This is a genomic window from Sporolactobacillus sp. CQH2019, from assembly GCF_028765345.1.
GTDB lineage: Bacteria > Bacillota > Bacilli > Bacillales > Sporolactobacillaceae > Sporolactobacillus.
The window spans coordinates 228,551-253,782 of the sequence record NZ_JARAJZ010000003.1; the positions used below are offsets into that span (position 1 = coordinate 228,551).

19 protein-coding genes and 1 pseudogene are annotated in these 25,232 nt (G+C 47.0%); 18 read left to right on the top strand and 2 right to left on the bottom strand.

The window, feature by feature from the left end:
• The first annotated feature begins 159 nt into the window (after positions 1 to 159).
• A pseudogene (locus OYT88_RS05795) lies at positions 160 to 2,408 on the top strand (ATP-binding cassette domain-containing protein).
• Positions 2,409 to 3,405: 997 nt separating this feature from the next.
• Here OYT88_RS05795 and OYT88_RS05800 read toward each other — a convergent pair.
• Positions 3,406 to 4,383, bottom strand: a complete 978-nt coding sequence (locus OYT88_RS05800; RefSeq protein WP_274398531.1) for a hypothetical protein — start codon at positions 4,381 to 4,383, stop codon at positions 3,406 to 3,408.
• A 411-nt stretch (positions 4,384 to 4,794) separates the two neighbouring features.
• Between OYT88_RS05800 and OYT88_RS05805 the strand changes: the two genes are divergently transcribed.
• The 15 genes from OYT88_RS05805 (at position 4,795) to fliT (ending at position 20,172) form a co-directional block, all read left to right on the top strand.
• The gene (locus OYT88_RS05805; protein ID WP_274398533.1) at positions 4,795 to 4,932 is read left to right on the top strand and encodes a hypothetical protein; all 138 of its coding nucleotides are present in this window, start codon (positions 4,795 to 4,797) and stop codon (positions 4,930 to 4,932) included.
• Positions 4,933 to 5,778: 846 nt separating this feature from the next.
• Entirely contained in the window at positions 5,779 to 6,843 is a 1,065-nt protein-coding gene (locus OYT88_RS05810) for a nucleotidyltransferase family protein (protein ID WP_274398536.1), read from the top strand.
• Positions 6,836 to 7,540 carry an acylneuraminate cytidylyltransferase family protein gene (locus OYT88_RS05815; protein WP_274398538.1) on the top strand — a complete coding sequence of 235 codons (705 nt, stop codon included), beginning with the start codon at positions 6,836 to 6,838 and terminating at the stop codon, positions 7,538 to 7,540. Before OYT88_RS05810 ends, OYT88_RS05815 begins: the two co-directional genes overlap by 8 nt.
• Positions 7,534 to 8,550: an N-acetylneuraminate synthase gene (gene neuB, locus OYT88_RS05820; protein WP_274398540.1), complete on the top strand. Its 1,017-nt coding sequence runs from the start codon at positions 7,534 to 7,536 to the stop codon at positions 8,548 to 8,550. The genes OYT88_RS05815 and neuB overlap by 7 nt, the downstream gene beginning before the upstream one ends.
• Before the next feature lie 8 nt (positions 8,551 to 8,558).
• Positions 8,559 to 9,710 carry a UDP-N-acetylglucosamine 2-epimerase gene (gene neuC, locus OYT88_RS05825; protein WP_274398541.1) on the top strand — a complete coding sequence of 384 codons (1,152 nt, stop codon included), beginning with the start codon at positions 8,559 to 8,561 and terminating at the stop codon, positions 9,708 to 9,710.
• A gap of 29 nt (positions 9,711 to 9,739) precedes the next feature.
• Complete coding sequence (locus OYT88_RS05830; protein ID WP_274398542.1) at positions 9,740 to 10,702, top strand: methionyl-tRNA formyltransferase; 963 nt, start codon at positions 9,740 to 9,742, stop codon at positions 10,700 to 10,702.
• Positions 10,703 to 10,868: 166 nt separating this feature from the next.
• The gene (locus tag OYT88_RS05835; protein ID WP_274398544.1) at positions 10,869 to 11,861 is read left to right on the top strand and encodes an NAD-dependent 4,6-dehydratase LegB; all 993 of its coding nucleotides are present in this window, start codon (positions 10,869 to 10,871) and stop codon (positions 11,859 to 11,861) included.
• A 16-nt stretch (positions 11,862 to 11,877) separates the two neighbouring features.
• Positions 11,878 to 12,984, top strand: a complete 1,107-nt coding sequence (locus OYT88_RS05840) for an aminotransferase class I/II-fold pyridoxal phosphate-dependent enzyme (protein WP_274398546.1) — start codon at positions 11,878 to 11,880, stop codon at positions 12,982 to 12,984.
• A 164-nt stretch (positions 12,985 to 13,148) separates the two neighbouring features.
• The gene (locus OYT88_RS05845; protein WP_274398547.1) at positions 13,149 to 14,390 is read left to right on the top strand and encodes a flagellin N-terminal helical domain-containing protein; all 1,242 of its coding nucleotides are present in this window, start codon (positions 13,149 to 13,151) and stop codon (positions 14,388 to 14,390) included.
• Positions 14,391 to 14,521: 131 nt separating this feature from the next.
• Positions 14,522 to 15,121, top strand: a complete 600-nt coding sequence (locus OYT88_RS05850) for a DUF8042 domain-containing protein (protein ID WP_274398549.1) — start codon at positions 14,522 to 14,524, stop codon at positions 15,119 to 15,121.
• Entirely contained in the window at positions 15,108 to 16,952 is a 1,845-nt protein-coding gene (locus tag OYT88_RS05855; RefSeq protein WP_274398550.1) for a motility associated factor glycosyltransferase family protein, read from the top strand. The genes OYT88_RS05850 and OYT88_RS05855 overlap by 14 nt, the downstream gene beginning before the upstream one ends.
• Before the next feature lie 98 nt (positions 16,953 to 17,050).
• Positions 17,051 to 17,401 (top strand): flagellar protein FlaG, encoded by a 351-nt coding sequence (locus tag OYT88_RS05860; protein ID WP_274398552.1) that lies wholly within the window; start codon positions 17,051 to 17,053, stop codon positions 17,399 to 17,401.
• Between the two features lie 32 nt (positions 17,402 to 17,433).
• Positions 17,434 to 19,401 (top strand): flagellar filament capping protein FliD, encoded by a 1,968-nt coding sequence (gene fliD / locus OYT88_RS05865; RefSeq protein WP_274398554.1) that lies wholly within the window; start codon positions 17,434 to 17,436, stop codon positions 19,399 to 19,401.
• Positions 19,401 to 19,826: a flagellar export chaperone FliS gene (fliS, locus tag OYT88_RS05870; RefSeq protein ID WP_274398555.1), complete on the top strand. Its 426-nt coding sequence runs from the start codon at positions 19,401 to 19,403 to the stop codon at positions 19,824 to 19,826. The genes fliD and fliS overlap by 1 nt, the downstream gene beginning before the upstream one ends.
• A gap of 1 nt (position 19,827) precedes the next feature.
• Positions 19,828 to 20,172 (top strand): flagellar protein FliT, encoded by a 345-nt coding sequence (fliT, locus tag OYT88_RS05875; protein ID WP_274398556.1) that lies wholly within the window; start codon positions 19,828 to 19,830, stop codon positions 20,170 to 20,172.
• Between the two features lie 776 nt (positions 20,173 to 20,948).
• Here fliT and OYT88_RS05880 read toward each other — a convergent pair.
• The gene (locus OYT88_RS05880) at positions 20,949 to 21,089 is read right to left on the bottom strand and encodes a hypothetical protein (protein WP_274398557.1); all 141 of its coding nucleotides are present in this window, start codon (positions 21,087 to 21,089) and stop codon (positions 20,949 to 20,951) included.
• Between the two features lie 397 nt (positions 21,090 to 21,486).
• On the opposite strand from OYT88_RS05880, the gene hpf reads away from it, so the two are divergent.
• A complete protein-coding gene (gene hpf, locus OYT88_RS05885) occupies positions 21,487 to 22,056 on the top strand; it encodes a ribosome hibernation-promoting factor, HPF/YfiA family (protein WP_274398558.1) in 570 nt (189 codons plus the stop codon).
• Between the two features lie 632 nt (positions 22,057 to 22,688).
• The gene (gene secA / locus OYT88_RS05890; protein WP_274398560.1) at positions 22,689 to 25,205 is read left to right on the top strand and encodes a preprotein translocase subunit SecA; all 2,517 of its coding nucleotides are present in this window, start codon (positions 22,689 to 22,691) and stop codon (positions 25,203 to 25,205) included.
• The last annotated feature ends 27 nt before the right edge of the window (positions 25,206 to 25,232 follow it).

Genomic DNA, 25,232 nt, shown 5'->3' on the forward strand with positions numbered 1-25,232 from the left:
CTCTTTGCGTCTTTATTCACGATTTTAGCCGTTGGACTAGCGAAGCCCTTCCTTTGTATTGGATTTTAAAGCCGTCCGTCCATGGGCGGCTTTGGTTTTCGCTTTTGGGATTTTTCTTTTAAAAGCCGATGATATCAATCATACACCCCGGAGGTTCCCATGACCGATCATCAATTTATCGAAATCATTCATGACCGCGAAAATAATCTCAAAAATATCAGTTTAAGGATTCCGAAAAATAAGCTGACCGTGTTCACCGGCGTGTCAGGATCGGGTAAATCGTCGATTGTCTTTGACACGATTGCTCAGGAAGCCGGACGGCAGCTGAACAGTACTTTCAGCAGCTTCGCCCGTTTGTTTCTGCCGCATTATAAGCGGCCTGATGTTGACGGCATTCGCAATCTTTCAACGGTTATTAGTATTGATCAGAAACCGCTCGGCGGCAATGCCCGTTCGACTTTAGGCACAGTGAGCGATATTAACCCGCTCTTCCGCCTGCTATTCTCGCGTTTCGGACAACCGCATAACGGCGGGGGCAGCAACGCCTTTTCGTTTAACGATCCGGCGGGAATGTGTCCCCAGTGCCAGGGGATCGGGCGAAGCTGCGTTTTAAAATTGGACAGGGCCGTTGACCGTGAAAAATCGATCGCACAAGGAGCGATCCAATTGCCCGGTTACTCTGTCGGATCGTATTATCTTCAGGTAATCTTAAATTCAGGACTGTTTGATAACGATAAACCCGTTAAAAATTTTAATCAGGATGAGATGGATCTGCTTCTGAACGGCGAAGAAAAAATCACAGCCGATTTTAACGGCGTCAAACGCAAGATCAATTATGAGGGAATTGCCCGGCAGTTCTTTCGCCTTAACGTGAAGGCCAATAAAGACATGACTGCCGCAAACAAGAAGAAAATGGACCGGTTTACGGAAATGGCGGTTTGCGATCTGTGCCACGGCCGGCGCTATAATCAGCATGCTTTGAATTCAAAGATCAACGGCTTCAACATTTTCGATCTTACCGATATGCAGCTGGATCAGCTGGATCGTACCTTAGATTCATTCGATGACGAACGGATGGTGCCGATCATGGCCGATATTAAAAAGCGGATCGGCGACTTGATTGAAATCGGGCTGGACTATTTAAGCTTAACGCGTGAGACGACCACACTTTCGGGCGGCGAATCGCAGCGAATCAAAACGGTCAAATATTTGTCGAACAGTTTAACCGGCTTAATTTACATCCTGGATGAGCCAAGTACCGGACTTCATCCAAGAGACGTTCACCGGCTGAATGATCTGCTGTTGAAACTGCGCGATAAAGGGAACACCGTCATTGTCGTCGAGCATGATCCCGATGTGATTAAAATCGCCGATCATGTGGTCGATGTAGGTCCCAAAGCCGGAATTCACGGCGGTCAAATTACATTCACCGGCACTTTTCCGCAATTATTAAAATCGGATACGCTGACGGGCCGATGCATAACACGCCGATTGCCGTTTAATGATGCGCCGCGCCGGCCCGGGCAATTTATAAGCAGCCGGCCCAGCTCCCTGCACAACCTGAAAAACGTCCGTTTGACGGTCCCGGTCGGTTTATTTACAGTGATTACAGGCATTGCCGGCTCCGGCAAAAGCACGCTGGTCGGACAGGTCTTTGCCGAACAATTTCCGGAAGCCGTCAGGATCACTTAAAGCGCCCTGCACGCCAACAGCCGGTCGAATCCCGCCACGTACACCGGCATTATGGATGAGATTCGCAAGTTGTTTGCCCGGCACAATCAGGTGAGTGAGGGATTGTTCAGTTATAACTCCGCGGGTGCCTGTCCGAAATGCGGCGGTAAAGGTGTGATTGAATTAAATTTGTCTTTCATGGATAATGCCGAGGTTGAGTGTCCGCTCTGCAGCGGTGCTCGATATGATCCCGACGTGCTTTCCTACAGACTGAAAGGCAGAAATATTGTCGAGATTATGGATATGGCGATCGAAGAAGCTTTTAGTTTTTTCAATGATGCCAAAATCAGTTCCAAATTAGCGAATGTTCAAAATGAGGCCTGGGCTATCTATCGCTGGGGCAACCGCTTGACACTCTTTCCGGCGGTGAAAGCCAGCGCCTGAAAATCGCTAAAGAACTGGACAAAAAGGGAAATATTTATATTCTCGATGAGCCGACCACCGGACTGCACACTTCCGACATTGAAAACATCATTCGCATCATGAATGATCTGACAGGCAAGGGGAATACGGTTCTCGTGATTGAACATAACACCGACGTGATGCGCCGTGCCGACTGGATCATTGATATGGGTCCGGAGGGCGGTTCCCGCGGCGGGGAGATTATTTACCAGGGATCTGTAGAAGGGCTTTCGAGTGCCGGCCGCTCCGTTACGGCGCCGTATCTTTTTAGATAATGCAAATGAAAAAATCAGGGAGTTTCCTAAAATAGGAGGTTCCCCGCCAGGAAGCTGAAAAAGTACGGAGGGGAGTCGCACCGAACCAGAGCGGTCGCACCAAATTGGGTTTGAGACGCACCGAATCATGAGAATGTCGCACCGAACCAGAGCAGACGCACCTAATTCGGTTTGAGACGCACCGAATCATGAGACTGTCGCACCGAAATGCAGAACAGTCGCGCCGAATCGGGCTGAACGCGCACCGAGCTAGAGCAGACGCACCGAATTCGGTTTGAGCCGCACCGAATCATGAGACTGTCGCACCGAAATGCAGAACAGTCGCGCCGAATCGGGCTGAACGCGCACCGAACCGGAGCAGTCGCACCGAATTGGGTTTGAGCCGCACCGAATCATGAGACTGTCGCACCGAAATGCAGAACAGTCGCGCCGAATCGGGCTGAACGCGCACCGAACCAGAGCAGACGCACCGAATTGGGTTTGAAACGCACCGAATCATGAGAATGTCGCACCGAATCGGGGGAAACTCGCACCGAGCTAGAGCAGACGCACCGAATTGGGTTTGAGACGCACCGAATCACTAGAATGTCGCACCGAATCGGGGAAAAATCGCACCGAATTGATCGGAACGCGCACCGAACCAGAACAGACGCACCAAAATGGGCCGGAGCCGCACCGAATCATGAGAATGTCGCACCTAATCACTAGAATGTCGCACCGAATGGGGGGAAACTCGCACCGAATTGATCGGAACGCGCACCGAACCAGAACAGACGCACCAAAATGGGCCGGAGCCGCACCGAATCACTAGAATGTCGCACCGAAATGCAGAACAGTCGCGCCGAATCACAAAAAAGTTGCTCCTGAATCGAAAACGATATTCAAATTGAACCCGGCTGAATCAACATGGAAAAAAGTTTGTCCGTTCCATATTATTTTCCGATTCTTCGTCCGCGGAGCGTCGACTCATAAGGATGTTTCTTTTTTTCCCGATTATCTATTGCACGTGAATCGTAAAAAAATCGAGGACAGCCTGCATGACGGCCTGCATATCCGCCGTGCCGCAGTGCTGATCGACCGGCAGCAGAACCAGGTCCCTTGCCAGGCGGCACTCAAAACTGCCGGACGGAACACGTGCTATAACTTCCTGCCAGTAATCATTGACATAGATGTTGCGTTCGATCAAAAATTCTTTTAACTGTTCGCCGTGTTCCGTCAATAGCGGATAACACATCGGTCCGTTTAAATTGCCGAAAACCGTTTTCAGCCGATTGTACGGACGCAGCCGCTCGTTCAAAAAATGGAAATTTTCATTTCTTTTCGTGATGGCCTGCCGATAATCGATACTCATCAGCAATCGCTGCGTCAGACGGGCCATCGCCTGCATGCCGCAGCGGTCGAGATAGGCTTCGTTCTCTTCAAAAAGCGGAGCGGCTGCCGTACTGCCGAGGTCGATTTGTTTCAGCAAGGCATCGAATCGGTAATAAGACGCGTTCCGTTTCAGATCGAGCCGGCTTTCGGCGTCCGTATATAAGTAGCCGCCGTCGGGAACACCGAAGAACTTGCGCGGCGAGTAGAGCGTATCGGCATGCGGCAAAGGGCGTTCAAAAAAAGCCTGCGTATTGTCGATGACGACATGCTTCCGGGTGCAGCAGATCTTTCGGACATTTTCACGATGCAAACCGAAATAGTTGACGTAGAGAAAGCAGGCATCTTCTTCGGGTTCTCTGTCCAGAACAGGTGCGAAATCTTCTCCGATCCGATAAAAATTAAAAGGAACGTTCAGACGTTTCACCGGCTGAAGCACGCTGTCGCAAATATAAGCCGGCAAATAAATTTTCTTATAGTTTCTGACGCGCAGGATATATTCAAGACAATAGCGGGCGCTGTTCAGACGCAACGCCCGGGAATGATATTCGGTTCGCTTCGGCAGCTCCAGTGATAAAAAGCCGCCGATTGTTTTTCTTCTTTCCATCGTCTGGTCACCTTTCAAAAAGTTCTGATCAAAATCATTGCCGGATTATAATACTGAACATGTAATGATGTACGGAATAGCCGGTTTAAATCTGAGCTGTCCGATCCCGCCGACTGCAATTGCATCTTGTTCCGAAATCCCGATAGACACACAGCGATCGTAATACAAAACGGCGGGTGCTGTAAACTCCCGGCGGGCAATTGCCGCATTTGAGCGAGGAGATGTGTCCGTTAACTTCATACTTTTTTAATGAATGATCCGTCTGCCGGACTATCCGGGCAGTCTACGGCTGGATTCTGTCTTTTTGTTTGACAGCATCAGGACGGACGCTGCAAAACGGCTCATCATTAAGGCGCGGAGCACTGTCACGGCGGGCGGATTCTGATCAACCAGATGGGATTAACTGCTATCATGCATAATCCGAATGCGGCTGATGAAATAAAAGAAGATCAATCAACAAATTTGCGTATGAATGAGGCTGCTGATGGAGGATGTAATGAATGGATCATCGTCAATCCTTCAGTGAGAGGACCGAATTCCGATAAATGACCTGAATCAAAAAAGATTGTGGAGCAAGAAAATCCAGAAGTTATTGAAAAAGCTATAAAATGTGGTGAAAGGTTATTATTAACTTGGGATGATGATCCCGGGCCGACTGAAAAATTTTAGTGGAGAGATAAGGTGTTTTAGAATAAATAAATCTGGTGAACCATGCCATGCAAGTTTGTGTGGAGAAAAAACACGTACACGCGTCACTGACATGAATACATACTATCAGGAATGAATTCCATAATTCTTAGTTTCTTCCGGTCGAGGGCACAAAAAAGAAAGTCCCTCCCTAAATCTTAAAATAGTAAATAGTGGCAAAGCCTCCGAGATAGGAGGAAAACTCCTATTGTCAACTCGGCTGTATGACAACAAAGTCTATTTTATCTGCAGGATCTTTACGATTTAGAACCCCCTAATTATGAGGTTGTATAAGTAACGCTGGGCAGCCTTTTTTAGGGAATGATAGGTAGGTGTAATAAACTGAGGCTGCGAATCTGCCCCCTCAAAAAGGCTGTTGGGCCGAACGGAAAGAAAAGAGGCTCTCCGAAGTAAATGATAGATTGCATAGTCTCTAATTGATGTCCTCAATCTATTTACCCCTTTACATACCACACTGTGCGCTCCAATTAAACCGTCGCTTTCAAAAGAGTGTCCTTTGTCTGACGCATTCATAAGAATCATGCAAATCCACAGGACGACATTTTATGAGGCCTGTATTAAAAATAGGCAAGGGCTTTACCGATAATAGCAGTAAGGAGTATTTTTCTCAGAAAAAACTTTAAGAGCCTCAGATTCAAATCCATGGTAGACCGGACTCACATTAATTTGAAAGCGATGGTGATTCCAATGAAGATGCTGAATGATTTCATCTTGTCGGAACGGGATACAATTATCCAGGCGCTGATAAAAATAAATAAAAATACGACAGGTACGGTTGTCGTTGTGGATGAGGCTCATAAATTGCTCGGCACTTTAACGGATGGCGACATTCGAAGAGCGCTGATCAATAATGTTTCGCTAAACAGCAGCGTTGAAAAAATATATCATAAAAAATGTATCTTTTTTCATGAGGATTATGATAAGAAACAAGCCGGACAAGCATTTAATCAATACATAAAGATCATTCCCATTATAAACAGCGACCGCGTGATTGTTGATATTTTAGAAAAAAAGGATTTTCCGAGTGAATATGAACCTAAAACAAATGCTGTGCTGATCATGGCGGGCGGCCTTGGAACGAGACTGCGCCCGCTGACGCAGCATTTGCCCAAACCGATGCTTAAGGTCGGCGATAAACCGATACTTCAGCTGATCATTGAACGGCTGAAGCGTTTTGGTTTCAGTAATATTCTCCTGTCAGTAAACTATAAATCAGATGTCATCGAAAACTATTTCATGGATGGGGCGGCTTTCGGCGTCAGCATTCGCTATATCAGGGAAGACAAACGAATGGGAACGGCGGGCTCGATCACTCTTGCCGAAAACTATTTAAATGAACCGTTCATTGTCATGAATGGCGATATATTGACCAATTTAGATTTCAATCATCTGCTGGAATTTCATCAGAAAAACGGATTTTATATGACTGTCTGCTCAAGAAGTTATGAAATGCAGGTGCCCTACGGAGTTTTAAACATCGACAATGAAAATATTGTTTCACTCGATGAGAAGCCGATATTCCGCTATGTGGTTAGCGGCGGCATTTATGTTCTTGATCCGGCTACGATAAAGAGCATTCCAAGGGATGAATATTACGATATTCCGCAATTAATTGATTCTCTGCTTGGTAAACGGCAAAAAGTCGGTAATTTTCCGATTTTGGATTATTGGATGGACATCGGGAAAATTGAAGATTATCATGAAGCCAACAAGGATATAAAAAACCAGTTTGAGAGGCTCACTTATGTATAACGGTAAGAAAATACTGGCGATTATCCCGGCTCGAGGCGGTTCTAAGGGAATTCCCCATAAAAATATCAAAGAAGTCAACGGCAGGCCCCTGATTGCCTATTCTATCGGAGAAGCCAAAAAAAGCCGGTATATAGACAGGTTAATAATCTCAACTGAAAATAAACAAATTGCCGAAGTCGGTAAAAAATTCGGGGCGGACGTTCCGTTCATGAGGCCGGCGGCATTGGCGCAGGATTCAACGCCGGGAATCGAGCCGATTCTGCATGCGCTGGACTGGTTCACTCAGCGAAAAGAGCGCTATGATTACGTTATGTGCCTGCAGTGCACCAGTCCTTTGAGGACACAGGAGCATATCGACCAGGCGATTGAAGGGCTCATTGACCGGAACAAGGATTCAATCGTCAGCGTGTGTGAAAGCAAGGTCTTACCGTTCTGGATGAAAAAAATCAGCGGCGGCCTGTTGAAGGATTTTCTGGACAGCGTCCCGTTTTATGCGAGGCGCCAAGATGCACCGGCTGTTTATCAATTAAACGGGGCCATATACATGGCCAGGTCCGAAGTGCTGGAAGCCCGCAAGAACTGGTACACGGAAAATACGCTGCCGTACATTATGGATGAAGAAAGTTCGATGGATATTGACACACTGATGGATCTGAAGTTTTTAGAGTTTCTGCTAAGGGAGAAAAAGGGATGCTAAAGAGCCGTCATACTTTTATTATTGCTGAGGCCGGGGTGAATCATAACGGGGACATCGGCACCGCGCTGAAACTTGTCGATGCGGCGAAAGAAGCGGGGGCAGATGCGGTTAAGTTTCAGACCTTTAAGGCCGAGAATCTGGTCACTCATCAGGCGCCTAAAGCGGATTATCAGAAGGCAGCGACGGGTGACGGCAGCCAGTTTGCTATGCTTAAAGCACTTGAACTTTCATTTGATGATCACGTACGCCTGAAACGATATTGCGATGAAAAGAACATCTTATTCTTATCGACGCCATTTGATTTTGAAAGTGTTGACCTGCTTGAAAAAATCGGAGTGGAGTATTATAAAACAAGTTCAGGGGACCTGACGAACATACCTTTAATTGAACACATTGCGAAAAAGAATAAACCGATGATTGTTTCAACGGGTATGGCAAACCTGGGGGAAGTTGAGATGGCTGTAGAAGCGGTCAGAAGAAATACGGATCAGGATCTTTGGCTGCTTCACTGCACATCGAACTACCCGGCGGCGATGGAAGATGTTAACCTCAATGCGATGTTGACCATGAAGCATGCATTTAAGGTGCCGGTCGGTTATTCGGATCATACAAAAGGGATCGAAATCCCCGCGGCTGCCGTTGCGCTCGGTGCGGAAATTATTGAAAAACATCTGACACTGGATAAGACGATGAAGGGCCCGGATCATAAAGCGTCATTGGAACCGGCTGAATTGAAAAAAATGGTTGAGAGTATAAGAAATGTTGAAATGTCACTTGGTGACGGTGTCAAAAGATGCAATAAAAGTGAAGCAAATACAAGAATGGTAGCTAGAAAAAGCATAGTAGCAAGACGTGATCTCAAGAAGGGAGAAAAGCTAACTCTAACGAATTTGGACTTTAAACGGCCTGAATCAGGTATAAGTCCTATTTATATTCATTTAATTGTTAATAGAAAAATAGTAAAAGATATTAAACAAAATGATTTGATTACATTGGATCTGATTGAGTAGGTGATTAGATGAGAAAAATCCTCGTTGTTACCGGTACAAGAGCCGAGTACGGCCTATTGTATTGGACGATGAAAAGAATAAAAGACGACAATGAACTAAAGTTGCAGTTAATTGTAACAGGCAATCACCTTGCTCCGGATTTTGGTTATACTGCGGATTTGATCAGAAAAGACGGATTTGATATTGATGAAGAAATTGATATGATTGTCGACTCAAACAAGAAAAGCGGTATTGTTAAGTCTATGGGTCTTGAACTCATTCAAATGGCACAGGCATTTGATCGCTTGCAGCCGGATATATTGCTTATTTTAGGCGACAGATATGAAATCTTTGTGGCTGCTGCCTGTGCGATGATGATGAACGTTCCCATTGCCCATATGAATGGCGGTGAATCGACAGAAGGCGCCGTGGACGAACAAATCAGACATGCCATTACAAAGATGGCGCACCTCCATTTTCCGGGTGCAGAGTTCTATAAAGAAAGAATATTGAAAATGGGAGAAGAACCTTGGAGAGTTTTTAATGTTGGTCAAGCAGGAATTGAAAACGTAAAAAACTTAAGGCTTTTAGAAAAAGAACAACTGATGAAAGAATTGAGAATAAATTCGTGCAAAAAGATATTTTTAATCACATTTCATCCTGTTACTCTTGATGTTGAAAACGTGGGACAGCAAATTGAAAATTTATTATCAGCTATAAGTAATTTCGATGCAACGTTTATCTTTACATATCCGAATGCTGATTTTGGAAGCCGTATAATTATTAACAAAATAACAAAATTTGTTAGTGATAATGTTAATGCGTATATATTCTACAATCTGGGACAAAAAAGGTATTTAAGTCTTTTAAAATATGCAGATGTAATGATTGGAAACTCATCCAGCGGAATAATAGAATCTCCAATTTTCAAACTGCCAGTGATCAATATCGGGGATAGGCAAAAAGGAAGATTGAAAAATAAAAATATTATTGATACAGGTTATGAAAAGCAGTGCATAGTTAAAGGAATTAATATTGCTTTAAATGATAGCAATTTTAAAAAGAATTTGGCCTGCATTGACAATATATATGGGGATGGGACAACCAGTGAAAAAGTCGTTCACATTTTAAAAACATCTAAAATTAATAAAAAGCTGCTATTCAAAAAATTAGTCTTTTAACAATACTTGATAAAAGAGTTGAATTAACGTTGAGAATCTTATTTTTTGGAGATGGCCCCTGGGCCCAGAAATCTCTGGAATACTTAATTAATCTTTCAGGGGTAACAATTTGCGGAGTAGTTCTGAGATACGATAATCCAGATTTTTTATTAAAAAAAATTGCTGAGAAGAACAGTATTAGTGTCTATATCGAAAAAAATGTAAACTGCAATAATTTTTTAAATTTTTGTAAGAACTTAGCTTTTGATTTAGGAGTTTCAATGTCCTTTAATCAAATAATAAAAAGCAAGCTTAGAGAAATTCCCCAAAATGGATTCATAAATTGTCATGCTGGTAAATTACCTAATTACAGAGGAAGAAATATAATAAACTGGGCTCTAATAAATGATGAAAAAGAAATTGGAGTCACCGCTCATTATATTGACGACAGTATAGATACAGGTGCAATAATTACTCAATCTAGCATCACTATCTCTGAGAGTGATAATTATAGAACTTTACTATTTAAAGCGACAGACAAATGTGCAGAAGTTCTTATTAGAGCTGTGCAAAAAATAAAAGATGGAAATGTTGCGGCCAAAAAACAAAGCCACATAAATGGTTCATACTTCTCTTACAGAAGAGAGGGTGACGAGTTAATAGATTGGAATTGGAGCAGCAGAAGAATTCATAATTTTATTAGAGCATTAGTTGCCCCTGCCCCAGGTGCCCAAACTTTTCTGCGACAAAAAAAAATATATATTTGGAAGAGTGAAGAAACGGATTTTCCCAATTATCTTTCTACGCCAGGAGAAGTAATAAGAAAAGATAAGGATGGAATTATTGTAAAAACGGGTGATAATGCAATTAAAATTAACTTAATCTCGTATGGAGAAGAGGAGGATAAAGTTGTCCCTGGAATCTCCGTTGGACAAAGATTAGGCATTAATTTATATCAGAAAATAATTGAACTGGAAAACAGTATAAGACAACTAACAAAAAATAATGGATAGTTAATCATTTTATTCTATCATTATTTTGTACACGTTATAATACATGGTAAATCTACTTCTTATTGTTTTTTGACGGGTTCAAGTGTTTGAAAAATTATTTTATCTGCTGTTTATGTATAAATAGTAGTGAAGTGTCTCACTAAATTACATTAGGAGCTATATGAATATGAATATACGGGGGAAAAGAGTCTTAGTAACGGGCTCGGAGGGGTTTATCGGAAGCCATTTGACAGAAAGACTGGTTGAACTTGGAGCCGAAGTGACAGCCCTAGTACAATATAACTCTTTCAACAATTGGGGCTGGATCGACACGTTTGATAAAAATATCAGGGAGAGTCTGCACGTGGTAACCGGAGACGTACGGGAATACGACGGCATGAAAAGGATTATGAAGGGACAACAGGTCGTCTTTCATCTCGCGGCTTTGATTGCTATTCCTTACTCTTATCTCTCACCGATGGCTTACATTCGCACCAACGTTGAAGGGACGACCAATGTGCTTGAGGCGTGCAGAGAATTTGACGTTGAAAAAGTGGTTCATACGTCGACATCGGAAACGTACGGAACGGCTCTGTACGTTCCGATTGATGAAAAACACCCGATGCAGGCACAATCTCCCTATTCAGCATCGAAGATCGGCGCAGATAAAATCGCTGAAAGCTTTTTTAAGAGCTTTGAGCTTCCGATTGCTACGATTCGGCCGTTCAATACCTATGGACCGAGACAATCGGCAAGAGCCGTGATCCCGACAATTATTTCTCAGATCCTGTCGGGCAGGACAGAAATTAAATTGGGAAGCCTCTCGCCGACGCGGGATTTTAATTACGTCAGAGACACGGCAGAAGCCTTTATCGAAATCGCAAAGAGCGATCAAACGGTCGGACAGGTGATCAACGCGGGATCAAACGATGAAATATCTATTGGAGATACAGCGCGGAAAATCATCGACTTAATCGGGAAAAAGGTGAGGATTGTCTGCGATGATCAAAGATTAAGGCCGGTTAAAAGTGAGGTCAACCGCCTGTGGGCAGATAATGCCAAAATAAAAAAACTGACGGAATGGCAGCCCCGGTATTCTTTGGACCGAGGGCTAAGTGAGACGATCGATTGGATCAGAGGAAACATGCACTATTTTAAAACGGATATTTACAATGTCTGAAGAAAGGGGGATGTCGATGATCCCTTTATGTGTTCCTGAGATTCACGGAAATGAATGGAATTATATAAAAAATTGCCTGGATACGAATTGGGTTTCATCGGCCGGGGCCTATGTCGGCCGGTTTGAAGAAGCATTTGCACACTATTTGGATATTGAGCGGGCGGTTGTGACGATGAACGGCACGGCGGCGCTTCAACTGGCTTTGCTTTCGCTTGGGGTTGGAGCCGGCGATGAAGTGATTGTTCCATCAATGACTTTCATTTCTCCGGTAAATGCGATTCGCTATGTGGGAGCCGAACCGGTTTTTGCCGATATTCGCGAAGATACATGGGTCATGGACGAACGGCAGGTTGAAGCCTTGATTACGGCGCGGACGAAAGCGGTTCTTCCGGTGCATATTTACGGGCAGCCGGTCAATATGACGAAGATCATGAAAGTGGCTGAAAAGCACCATTTGTTCGTTATTGAGGATGCAACGGAAAGCCTCGGTGCTGAGTGGGGCGGCCGCAAAGCCGGCACGATCGGAGATATCGGCTGTTTCAGTTTCAACGGCAATAAATTGATCACAACCGGTGCCGGCGGCATGCTTGTTACCGATGATCAATCGCTCGGAGAACGCGCAAAATATCTTTCGACACAAACCAAAACAATGGGTGAGAACGGTTCGTTTTACCATGAGGAAGTCGGCTATAATTTCCGTATGCCGAATCTGCTTGCGGCGATGGGCTGCGCGCAGCTTGAGAAAATCGACGAATACATTGCACTGAAAAGGAAGCACGCGGCGCGCTATAATCAACTGCTGAAGGGGATTCCGGGGCTGGCTCTTCCGGCGAAAGAAGAAGGATTTCGAAGTGCCTGCTGGCTTTTTTCGATCCTTATCGGGCCGGATTACCCGCTCTCCCGGGATCAGCTGATCGATCGGCTGAAAAAAAACGGCATCCAGTCGCGTCCTTTTTTCCAGCCGGTCCACCGGATGCCTCCTTACAAAGACTGCCGGACGGCGGAAACGATGGATCAGACGTGGAAGGCAGCGGAACGGGGGATTAATCTGCCGAGTTCCGTCGGACTGGCGGATGAGGATATTTCCCTGATCTGCTCCATCATTGGGAATAAAGACCTATGATTATATTCTCAAATAAATGCAACAAATTTTACTGAAAAAGATTAAACATTCACGTTTATACGACGATATATAAGTTGTGAAAGGTAAAGGAGGGCGCCCTCCGAAATGCCTTTTGCATGTTCCACATGGATGTGGACAATCAACAATTTCAGGGAGGAAAGAATATGATTATCAACGACAACATTCCGGCGCTGAATACTTTGAATCAGCTGACGAAGAACAACAATGCGGTAAACAAATCATTGCAGCGTCTGTCATCCGGCCTGCGGATCAACAGCGCGGCCGACGATCCGGCCGGCCTGGCGATTTCACAAAAAATGCAGGGACAGATCAACGGGTTGAATCAGGCTTCTCAGAATGCGCAGGACGCCAATTCGCTGATCCAGACGGCGGACGGCTCGCTCAGCGAGACGCAGTCGATTCTGCAGAATATGCGTGAACTGGCGGTTCAGGCTGGCAACGATACGAATACGGCTGCCGACCGTCAGCAGCTGCAGCAGGAAATCAATCAGTATACGTCGGAAATCAACGGTATTGCCAACTCAACGCAGTTCAACACGCAGAACCTGCTGAACGGCAGCCAGGATGCCTCTGCGGGAGTAAGCGGTGTAGAGACATTTAAATTGCTCAGCAATATTACTGCTGGCCAAACGGTACAGATCGGCAACCAGACATTTACTGCCGTTGCCAATGCAAGCGGCATAACATCTTCCGGGACACAGTTTGTAGCCGGCAGCGGTGCAAGCGGTCTTGCAGTGGCCATTGGCAAAAATGCTGCTCTCAGCGGTGAGTATTCTGCAGCGGCGGCAAGCGGCAAGCTGACGCTATCGCAAAAAACGGCCAATACGCTGATGGTCAGCATCGACGGCACCGGCATCGACGCGAACAGCGTACAGACAACTACACAGGGTGTTTCGTCGGGCAATGGAAAATCGCTCGTTTTCCAGATCGGCGCGAACCAGAACCAGACGCTTTCCCTGAACATAGGCGATATGAGCGCCACTGCCCTGGGAATTGCTTCGACGTCAGCCGGTGCTAACGGAAACGGCTTTGCGACTGCAGCCGACATTACCAACGGGACGGACAATACCGGTATCCAGTACGGGCTCGATATTACGACGGCGAGCGGCGCAGCTCAAGCCGTGACAACGATCCAGAGTGCGATCGATATGGTTTCTTCGCAGCGCGCGGTGCTTGGCGCCTATCAGAACCGTCTTGATTCGACCGTGAACAATCTGACAACTTCTTCACAGAACCTGACGTCCGCTAAGTCCGGCATTACCGATGTCGATATGGCGTCCGAGATGGCGAACTTTACAAAGGAAAGCATTCTCAGCCAGGCGGCGAACTCAATGCTGGCACAGGCCAACCAGCTGCCGCAGAGCGTGCTTAAACTTTTGGGCTGATTTATCTTTAGAAGAGGCGGCCTCCCTTTTGGGGGGCTTTTTTTTTATTCTTCTTTTTCCTGTTTTAGAAAAAATGCTTATCTTCCGATATAATAAATAAGCAGATGTTTTTAGAAAGCGGGGATTCCTTAATGATTGTGAAGCTAAAGGATCAAAAGGTTAAGCTGGATCATCCTTCCGTTCAGGATGTGCTGAAGCTGATCCGTTCGCAGCTCGATGCCGATACGTTCTACAGCTGTCTGATTGCTGACGGAAGATACATTTATGAGGATTACGCAGCGTACATAACGCAGCATCTGCCGGAAATCGGCGAGCTTGAAGTGGTGACTCAGCCGCTGGCGCAGATGCTGTACAATAATCTGGTCTCTGCCCGGGATTATCTGGAGCGGGCGCTGGCAGAACTGCCGCCGCTTTCAGAGCATTTCTACAGCGGTCCGGCCGCTGCCGACTGGCAGGCATTTGCCGATTTTCTTCAAGGGCTGGAATGGATCGGCAAACTGGCACGGACAATAAGTGCCTATCCGAATGATCAGGAAAGAGCCGGGCATTTTCTTCATACTTTTTCCCTGCTTTCAGACCGTTTAGGAGAACTTGCCGAAACGGTGGCCGTCCAGGATGCGGTGGCGATCGCCGACTGCCTTCAATATGAACTGCTGCCTCAGATCGCTCAACTGAAAGACGCGATCGGAACATTGATGATAAGAGAGGGAACACGCCGTGATCCTGCTTGAAAACCGCAATTATCTGCGCCTTCACAACCGGCCGCTGCTTGAGAGGCTGGGACAAATGGAGGAACAGCCGACGCGTGTCGTAACCGAACAGGCAAAAGACGGCGAAATGACGCTGAAGATTAAGACAGATCAGGGCTACCAGTATGTGCACAGCCGTTATAATCCGCTCCGCGAGGCGGAAAGTCTTGTTTCAGCTCTCGGGAACATAGAAAAATTCGATCATGTTCTGTTCATCGGAGCAGGCCTTGGCTACATCATCAAGGCGTTTGCCTCGGCGTACCCGGATAAAAAACTGTCTGTTTATGAATGGGACGACGCTGTCTTGGAGCAGTTTCTGAGCGAGCAGGATCTGAGCGGCCGCTGGGCGGGGCCGATTGAATGGATTTCCGATAATCAGCAGGAAGTACTGGCGTCGGTCAAAAGATCCATAGATAAAACGGGCGCTCAGTTCTTCTTTTACGTCTTGCCCTTTTATGAAAGACATTATGCAAAAGAAATCAATCAATTTCTGAACCTGCTGAAGGAAAGCCTGATTGAAAAAAAGGCCGCTATGGCTACCGATTTTTCTTTTCAGCAGCGCTGGGTTGTCAACGCGGTCAAGAATTTTCCCAAACTCACGGCAACGCCCAATGTGCTAATGGATGTCGACCGATCTGTTTTTAAGGGGAAAGCGGCCGTCCTCATAGCTGCCGGCCCTTCGCTGAATGAAGAGTTTGAGAATCTGAAAAAGATTAAGAAAGAAGGCTCGGCTTATCTCTTCGCGGTCGGTTCGGCGATCAATGCGCTGCTGAAACAGGATATTATTCCGGACGCCGTTTGTTCCTACGATCCGACGCCGATGAACCAGCGAGTGATTCAGATCGTTAAAGATCGCCATCTGAGCGAATTGCCGCTGATCTTCGGCAGTACGATCGGCTTTGAGACTCTGACTGACTATCCGGGGCCGATGCTCCATGTGATCAATATCCAGGATACGCTGGCACCCTTATTGCTGAAGCGGAAGGACAGCCGGCCGATCGAGGCAGTCAACGATGCACCTTCGATTGCCGTCATTACCTTGCAGATGCTGCTCAGATTAGGCGCGGATCCGATCATCCTGGCCGGACAGAATCTGGCTTATCTCGACGATCGTTTTTATGCGCGCGGCATTTCCGCTGAGGGAGACAGCGGCCAATTAAGTGAAAACGCAAAGGAAGCAGCAATAACCGTTAAAAGTGTCGATGGGACGACGATATTGACGAGCCGATCGTATGATTCGATGCGCAGACAGATCGAACTGTATTTGCAGGCCGCCCCGGAACGGCATGTTTTTAATACAACCAGCGGCGGAGCGGCGATTGCCGGTGCACCGTTTATTCCCCTGCATCAATTGATGAAAGAACTGAAACCGGACACAGTCCGCGGCGGATGGTATGATTGCCGCAATCAATACGATCGGCCGATCATTCCCGACAAGATTGAAAGAGTGCTGCGGAAGGGAAGCGAATTAAATGAGTCTTTTGAAAAAATCTTAAAATCTCTGAGACAATTAAAAAAATCGGCCGATCGCGGCGAAGAAGCGGGCCAAATCACTGCAAAGATTGAAAAAGTGAATCATTATTTGCGAAAGATGCAGAAAAACGGCTTTTATCAAAGCCTGATTGTTCCGATGATGCGCGTCCAGACGGAGCATTTCAATAAGGTGGCTGAAACGATACGGGGCATTGGCGATCCGCTGCAAAAAGCTGAAACAATACTGAAAGAAATAGACGTTTTTTTAAACGAGTGTATCATGAATGGCCGGCTTATTTTCTCCGCAGTCAGTGACCTGCAAAAAGAGCTGAAGAAATGACCCTTTCGAAATAGCGGAACGGAATTTGCCGCTAAACCATCGCCTTCTGACAGCCGATATCTATAATAGATCGGAAATAGTTCAGAGGGGGAAGAATCATGGATGTGTTCCTTGGATCGCTTTCGGGCGGTGCTTCGGGGGTCCTCCCGTCGATGCGGCCGGATGCGCCGACCGTTCAAAGTACCGGCACTAATCAGAGTGATCAAACGGATACGACGTCCGCTACAAAGAAACGGCTGCAGCAGCTGACCTCGGAAGCCAACAAGGCGCTGCAGCCGGTCCAGACACGGCTGCATTATGTTTTTTATGATAAACTGGACCGTTATTATGTGCAGGTCATCAATGTGCGGACTCACGAAGTGATTCGCGAGATCCCGCCGAAGAAAGAATTGGACTTTTATGCGGCGGTCATGCAGGAGATGGGGCTGATGCTGAACCGCCATGTTTAAAAAAATAGGATTAGATCAGGAGGCGAATGTGAATGACTAATTTCAGCAGTTTGATCACGGGTTCTTCCAGTTCATCCAGTTCAAGCAATTCATCGGGGATCACGATTCAGGAGATTAACAGTCTAATTGGTTATAAAAATTCGAACGCGATCAGCGGGCTTGTCAGCGGAATCGACACGGATAGCATCGTCGCCAAACTGATGGCGTCCGCGGCTGAACCGCTGATTAAGATGCAGCAGACCCAGCAGCAGCTCGAATGGCAGCGTGACGATTACCGGTCGATGAATACCCTGCTTCAGACTTTGCAGACCAACGTCCAGACGATGGGCCTGCAGGGAACTTATCTAACTAAGACAGTGGATAGCAGCAATGCCGCAGTTGCAACAGCAACAGCGGGAACCACGGCCGGAAATACGACTTACACGATGGACGTTAGTCAGCTGGCTACTTCGGCTCACATTAACGGCAGCACAATAGTAAAAACGGACGCAACTTTTGATCCAACGAAGAGTCTCTGGAGCCAGGCGTCCAATTTGAATAACGTATCGTGGACTTCTCATCAGGTATCAAGCGAAAAAACGAGTGTTTCGACGGCGGGCACGGTTTTTCAATTGAAAAATGGATATATCGACAGTAGCCCGGATTTGAATACGAACATTTCGGTAGATGATGGCTCAGGCAATCCGACTACTTATTCTGCTGCCAATAGTAATCTGTCGTTCGGGACGTCGGCACCGTCGAGTGTCGATCCCGGCAAGGCTTATATTAATACGACGACCGGTCAGATCACGTTCGGCAGTCAGGTCGCGGCCGGCTCAACCATTACATCTGATTACAGCTACGACACGGCCGATCTCTCAATACAAACCTATGATTCCAGCGGCAATGCCAATACGCCGCAGGACTTTTCCTTCAGTCCGAGTACATCATTGAATGACATGCTGACGCAGATTACGCAGTCCAATGCGGGGATCAGTGCCTTCTATGATTCACAGACCGAAACAGTTGTGATGACGCGGGCAGACACCGGCAATCTTGTAGCGAAGGACGGAACAGGCAGTGAGATCTCGGCGGTCGACAAGGGCAATTCCGTTAACTTTTTTAACCAAACGCTGGGCTTAGGTACAACAGATGCAACGACAGTTCACGGGCAGAATGCGTCATTTACAATAAATGGGCTATCTACCACGCGAGCGAGCAACACTTTTACCATCGGCGGGACGACATTTACGCTGACGGGGAGTGGTTCGGCAACCCTGAATGTGACGAATGATACGAGTTCGGTAACAACTGCAATTAACAACTTTATCACTTTATACAACAGCACCATCAGCCAGATCAACAGTAAAATTGACGAAACAGCGGATCCGAATTATCTGCCGCTGTCGAGCATTCAGCAGTCGCAGATGTCGGCTACCGATATCTCCAACTGGAATACCAAAGCGCAGCAGGGGATGATCTCGAACGACAGTGTTCTGAGCACGGCGCTGTCGCAGATGCGGATCGATCTTTATGGCCGTGTCAGCGGAACGGGCGATTCGACGATCAGCCAGCTAGCGCAAATCGGCATTACGGTCAGTTCAGATTACACACAGCACGGACAGCTCACTATTTCCGATCCGACGAAACTGCAGAATGCAATCAGCACCAATTCGCAGGCGGTTATGGCTCTTTTCACCAATAGCGGAACGGTAACCAATGCGGATGGCACGACGAGTACGGATACGTCGCAGCAGGGCCTGATGCAGCGGCTGAGCGCGACCATCTCCGATACAATGACTCAGATCGAGCAGAAAGCCGGAAATACCAGCATGGCCGATCAGCAATATTTTCTCGGCCAGAATATTGATAATTTAACGACTCAGATTTCTGCAGAGAAGACCAAGCTTGTCAGCGTTGAAGACCGCTATTACACGCAATTTAATGCAATGGAGCAGGCGATTCAGACGGCCAATCAGCAGTCGACTTATTTGCAGAACTTTATCAGCAGTAATGGATAATGAATCTAATGAAAGGCGGTGCTTTTATATTGCCGGCAAATGCATACAAGGCGTATCAGCGGAATTCCATACTGACGGCAACGCAGGGCGAACTGACGCTCATGTTGTATAACGGCTGCATTAAATTTATCAGACAGGCGCGTATGGCTATCGATAATCATGATATCGCCGGCAAAAATACTTATCTGCAAAAGGCACAGGCGATCATAAGCGAACTGATGGCGACACTCGATCAGAAGCAGCCGATCGCGCAGGAAATGATGCGCCTTTATGATTTTGTCAACCGCAGTCTGATCGCGGTCAATATGAAAGACGATCGGAAGCTTCTGGACAGCGCGGAGAATATCATGGTCATGTTCCGGGACACATGGAAGCAGGTTATCGAGATCACGCAGAAAAAGCAGCCGAAAAGAGATCGTGTCTGAGATGATCTTCCATGAACTTTATGAACAGACGTTAGCTATAAAAAAACTGCTGGATCGGGCGGATCAGACGGATCGTGAAGCGTTGATCGAAAAATTACAGCAACTGCTGGATGATCGGGGAAAGATCCTGCTCCGGCTTCCCCGGATGTCAAGTAATGAGGATAAGCGGCTCACAGAAAAAGTTGCCGATATGAATCATGAAATTAATGCGGCGATGCAGGAGATTAAGCAGAGTATTATCAATGACATGAATCAATTCCGGCATCGCAAACATTCGGTCAGCCGCTACCGCAATCCTTTTCAGGGATCGACAAAAGACGGCATGTTTTTCGACAAAAAGGAATAAGACGGTTCAGCTTCATCCGGCTGAATTCTTTCTTCAATGAGAAATAAACTGAGGGACTTCTCAGGCCATGTTTAGGTGTCCATAACCAGAACGCAGCGGCGGCCGCTCTTCTGAAAGGCGGGTGGCGGGGCAATGCGGGCGGCGATAAACGTCTCTGCAAGCGATTCGTGTGCGGATGAAGCTTTGCGAAAATGTCCGCTTTTTTCTTCGCTTGCCGCTTATTTATCGGCATTCGGATGAAAATCACCGGGTATACCGCTGGAAACTCATCGGTAAGCTGCCTATACACCAGTAACCGCCGCTGTATCGTTAGTAAGCTGCCCGATATCAGCAGTTACAGGCAAAAAATCAACAGTAAAACGCAGAATTCCGACAGTGAGAATCAATAAATGCGGATAATCAGAATTGAAAACGCGCCTGGGTACTATGCTGTTTTCAGCAGCAGTTGAACGTGCTGCTAGAGGCCGATGCGCAATCAACACAGAAGCATGCCGTCTGCCGGCTTGGGCGAGTCGGAGGGATGATCATAAAAATAAAATCACCCCGAGGGAATCTGGTTTCACCGGACTTTCCCCGGGACGGTACGGTTGATGAGCATATCAGCAATTCATCTCTATGACATCCGGATTTTTCCTGAGGGGACCGGGACGGCTTCATGCCGCAGTAAGCGGCACCTCCCGCTCGTGCGAGAATCCCTGGAAATTTTTAAATAGTATAATAAAGCGGCCCATCCGTTCAGAACATCCGGATGGGCCTTTCATTAGCATTCAGCTGTTTCATCTGGCTGCAACAGCTTCGTGGGTTGTTTCTTCTCTATTAAGGCTCGCGAGGAACTGCAAGTAATTGTAAGTGGATTCTTTTTCATCTTCATTGAGCTTTTCGAACAGTTCAATAATTTCTTCCTTTTTAACAGTCATTTTAAAAACCCCTTTTTGAGATGTATTCACCGTCTCAATAAACTTTGAGAAATTAATCACAAAGAAGATACTTATCAAAAACTTTCATCTTAACACCAAGTGACCTAACACGCCTGTGAAACTTATCACTTAAAAGGATTATCTTCTACTGCGTATTCATTATATGAAGAATTCAATGGCGCGTCAATACAAAATAGCGCTTTCATTGCCCTTCTTTCAATTGTATTATTGCATGAAATCAGTGCTTTTTTTGCATGAATGTGTCGGGGAAAGGAGGTCAGCATGATTATGTCGGAAATGTGTCTGTGAAAGCGCTTTTTGTTAAAGCTTTTTAAAGTTTAGGCAGGAATAAGGATCGTCATGACGAAAATATATAATATTGAAGGGAGGCTTTCTTATGAATATTAACATTCGTGGAGAAAACATTGCGATGACACCCTCTCTGCAGAGCTATGCAGAGAAAAGAATCGGCAAGCTTGAAAAGTATTTCAGCCTGCCGCTGGCAACAGAGGCGCGTGTGAACATGCGTGTTCATAATAAGGAACAGGTGATTGAGGTCACCATTCCGATGCAGGGGCTTCTCTTGAGAGCTGAAGTTGGGCAGGAAGATATGTATACAGCTATCGATCTGGTGGTTACCAAACTGGAGCGCCAGATCAAGAAATATAAAACGAAAGTCAATCGTAAGAGCCGGCAGGATATCCGCCAGGCGCGCCAGGAATCAAGTACCTCGGCGGGCGGGACGACGACCGGAACGCTGGAGACCGGGACACAGGCACCCGAAGAGCTTCAGGATGTGGTCCGCAAAAAACGGTTTGTGTTTAAACCGATGACGGTGGAAGAAGCGATCCTGCAGATGGATATGCTCGGCCATTCGTTCTTCGTGTTTAAAAACGCGGAAAGCGGCACGACCAATGTCGTTTATCGCCGCAAAGACGGCCGCTACGGGCTGATCGATCAGGAATAGGCCGATAAAAATTTAAAAATGAAGATCCGGGAGATTCACAATTTGTGAATCTCCTTTTTAAAACGTTTTTTAAGCCGCCCGGTCTGCGATCGGCAGGCGGCCAATAAGCCCGTTCCTCCCGGATATCCGCAAAAAATGAGTGAAAGCCCTGCATCCATAAAGACATTAAATCCTTGCCGTATAAATTCCGCCAATCTGTTTTCAAGCCTGTTATTTTAGCGTATACTTAAAATTAATTGCCTATCTTTTTAATCTGCGCAAAATAAATTTTTCCGCAGGCCTGATCCGATCCGATTGGAAATGCGGGAACACGACGTAAAATTTCTTTGCCGGACGAAGGGTTTTAATGGAGCGTACTGTTCAGGGTGAGAACGAGACAATGAAGAGGGCAGCGGAGATGAGCAGTCTTTCTTAGAAGGCGGCGTGCGGACGGAGTTATTGTCATCACACGCCGACATTGTTAAAATAAAAAAGATGTTGAACCGATGAAATCCGAGACACAAAGTTTTAAAGAAATGCCGGAGTGTCGGATTGATAACTGCAGACTGCAGACGAGAAGCGAGATCCTAATGGTATTTGGACGTGCCGGGGGCGGTGCGTTTTCAAAAGCCTGAAATGAGGTGTATATAGGCATGATAGGAATGCTCAAAAAAGTTTTGGGTGACACAAGCCTACGCAAACTTGGAAAAATGGAAAAAGTGGCCCATGTAATCGACGGTAGGGCAGATGAGATGAAGGCGCTGACCGATGATGAGCTTCAGGCGAAAACTCCGGAATTCAGGGAACGGCTGGCTAACGGCGAAACGCTTGAAGATATTATGCCTGAAGCCTTCGCGGTTGTCCGGGAGGCCTCGACGCGCATTCTCGGGCTGACGCCTTATTATGTTCAGCTGATTGGTGCGATTGCTCTGCATCAGGGCAACATCGCCGAGATGAAAACCGGCGAAGGGAAAACGCTCGTCGCGACGATGCCGCTGTATCTGAACGCTCTGACCGGCAAGGGCGTTCACCTGGTGACGGTGAACGATTACCTGGCCTCGCGCGATGCGAAGCAGCTCAGTTTTCTGTATAATTTTCTCGGCCTGTCGGTCGGCCTGAATTCGTCCGGATTGTCCCCCGAGGAGAAGCGAAAGGCCTATGCAGCGGACATTACTTATGGGACAAACAATGAGTTCGGTTTCGATTATCTGCGTGACAACATGGTGATTTATAAAGAAGAAAAGGTTCAGCGCCCGCTGAATTATGCAATCGTCGATGAAGTGGATTCTATTTTAGTCGATGAAGCGCGGACGCCGCTGATTATTTCCGGCAATGCCGAAAAGTCGACGGATCTTTATGTGCGGGCGAATCAGTTTGCCCGCCTCCTGACAGAGAAGCAGGATTATACCGTCGATCTGAAGACGAAGTCGGTCCAGCTGACCGAAGAAGGAATGACGAAGGCAGAGAACTTTTTTCATATCAAGAACCTGTACGACTACTCGAATGTGCTGATTAACCATCATGTGAGCGAGGCGCTGAAGGCGCATGCGATCATGCACCGCGATACGGATTACGTGGTCCAGAACGGCGAGATCATTATTGTCGATCCGTTTACCGGGCGGCTGATGCAGGGACGCCGCTACAGCGAGGGCCTGCATCAGGCGATCGAGGCCAAGGAAGGCCTTGAAATTCAGAGCGAAAGCAAAACACTGGCGACGATCACACTGCAGAACTACTTCCGCATGTACGGCAAGCTCGCGGGCATGACCGGTACGGCTAAGACTGAAGAGGAAGAATTCCAGAGCATTTATAACATGGACGTGATCGTGATACCGACCAATAAACCGGTTATTCGCGAGGACAAACCGGATTTGATCTATAAAACGAAAAAGGGCAAATTCAAGTCGGTCGTTGAAGAAATTTCAACGCTCTATCATCGCGGCCAGCCTGTGCTGGTCGGCACGGTTGCCGTGGAAACGTCCGAGCTGCTTTCAAAGATGCTGAAAAGGCACGGGATCCCGCATAATGTACTGAACGCGAAGAATCATGCACGTGAAGCGGAAATCATCGAAAATGCCGGCCAGGTCGGAGCGGTGACCATCGCCACCAATATGGCCGGACGCGGGACCGACATTAAGCTCGGCGAAGGCGTGACGGAACTTGGCGGACTTTTTATTCTCGGTACGGAACGGCATGAATCGCGGCGTATCGATAACCAGCTGCGCGGACGTTCCGGCCGTCAGGGAGATCCGGGCATGTCGCGTTTCTATCTTTCGCTCGAGGACGATCTGATGCGGCGGTTCGGATCCGACCGGATGAAAGGCATGATGGAAAAACTCGGCATGGACGACGATCAGCCGATCGAAAGCAAGATTGTCAGCCGATCGGTCGAATCCGCGCAGAAACGTGTCGAAGGCAATAACTTTGATGCCCGCAAACAGTTGCTGAAATTCGACGATGTGATGCGGCAGCAGCGTGAAATTATCTACAAGCAGCGCATGGAAGTCATGGAGTCGGAGAACCTCAGACCGGACATCGAGAATATGATAAAAACGGTGATCACCAATCTTATCCATGCTCACACGCCGGAACACGAGGTGCCGGAGGACTGGAACCTGGACGGAATCATCGATTATCTGAACGCCAAACTGTTTGATGAAGGCGTCCTTTCGATTAAGGATCTGGAGGGCAAGGATCCGGAAGAGATGATCGAGGATCTGTGCGGGAAAGCACTTGCCCGCTATGATGAAAAAGAGAAAAACTTTACACCCGAACGGATGCGCGAGTTTGAACGCGTGGTCATGCTGCGGACGGTTGACACGAAATGGATGGACCATATCGACGCAATGGAGCAGCTCCGCGAAGGAATCCATCTGCGGGCGTATGGACAGATCGACCCTTACCGGGCCTATCAGGTTGAAGGGTTTAAAATGTTCGAAGAAATGGTCGCCGGTATCGAGGAAGAAACGGTCAACATTCTGATGAAGGCCGAAATTCAGGAGCAGCCTGTCCAGCGGGAACGCGTGGCTAACGGATTGCACGTCATTTCGGGCGGCAAGGACAGTGCGCCCCAAAAAAGAAAGCCCTATGTCAATAAGATGCACGTCGGGCGCAACGATCCCTGCCCATGCGGCAGCGGGAAAAAATACAAAAACTGCCACGGCAAATGAGCCGGACAGAGGGAAAGCAGGATGAGC

Bases quoted from the DNA above. Each gene is read 5' to 3' on its own strand.
- OYT88_RS05800 (WP_274398531.1), bottom strand. From the start codon at position 4,383: ATGGAAAGAAGAAAAACAATCGGCGGCTTTTTATCACTGGAGCTGCCG.
- OYT88_RS05805 (WP_274398533.1), top strand. From the start codon at position 4,795: ATGCATAATCCGAATGCGGCTGATGAAATAAAAGAAGATCAATCAACA.
- OYT88_RS05810 (WP_274398536.1), top strand. From the start codon at position 5,779: ATGAAGATGCTGAATGATTTCATCTTGTCGGAACGGGATACAATTATC.
- OYT88_RS05815 (WP_274398538.1), top strand. From the start codon at position 6,836: ATGTATAACGGTAAGAAAATACTGGCGATTATCCCGGCTCGAGGCGGT.
- neuB (WP_274398540.1), top strand. From the start codon at position 7,534: ATGCTAAAGAGCCGTCATACTTTTATTATTGCTGAGGCCGGGGTGAAT.
- neuC (WP_274398541.1), top strand. From the start codon at position 8,559: ATGAGAAAAATCCTCGTTGTTACCGGTACAAGAGCCGAGTACGGCCTA.
- OYT88_RS05835 (WP_274398544.1), top strand. From the start codon at position 10,869: ATGAATATACGGGGGAAAAGAGTCTTAGTAACGGGCTCGGAGGGGTTT.
- OYT88_RS05840 (WP_274398546.1), top strand. From the start codon at position 11,878: ATGATCCCTTTATGTGTTCCTGAGATTCACGGAAATGAATGGAATTAT.
- OYT88_RS05845 (WP_274398547.1), top strand. From the start codon at position 13,149: ATGATTATCAACGACAACATTCCGGCGCTGAATACTTTGAATCAGCTG.
- OYT88_RS05850 (WP_274398549.1), top strand. From the start codon at position 14,522: ATGATTGTGAAGCTAAAGGATCAAAAGGTTAAGCTGGATCATCCTTCC.
- OYT88_RS05860 (WP_274398552.1), top strand. From the start codon at position 17,051: ATGGATGTGTTCCTTGGATCGCTTTCGGGCGGTGCTTCGGGGGTCCTC.
- fliD (WP_274398554.1), top strand. From the start codon at position 17,434: ATGACTAATTTCAGCAGTTTGATCACGGGTTCTTCCAGTTCATCCAGT.
- fliS (WP_274398555.1), top strand. From the start codon at position 19,401: ATGAATCTAATGAAAGGCGGTGCTTTTATATTGCCGGCAAATGCATAC.
- fliT (WP_274398556.1), top strand. From the start codon at position 19,828: ATGATCTTCCATGAACTTTATGAACAGACGTTAGCTATAAAAAAACTG.
- OYT88_RS05880 (WP_274398557.1), bottom strand. From the start codon at position 21,089: ATGACTGTTAAAAAGGAAGAAATTATTGAACTGTTCGAAAAGCTCAAT.
- hpf (WP_274398558.1), top strand. From the start codon at position 21,487: ATGAATATTAACATTCGTGGAGAAAACATTGCGATGACACCCTCTCTG.
- secA (WP_274398560.1), top strand. From the start codon at position 22,689: ATGATAGGAATGCTCAAAAAAGTTTTGGGTGACACAAGCCTACGCAAA.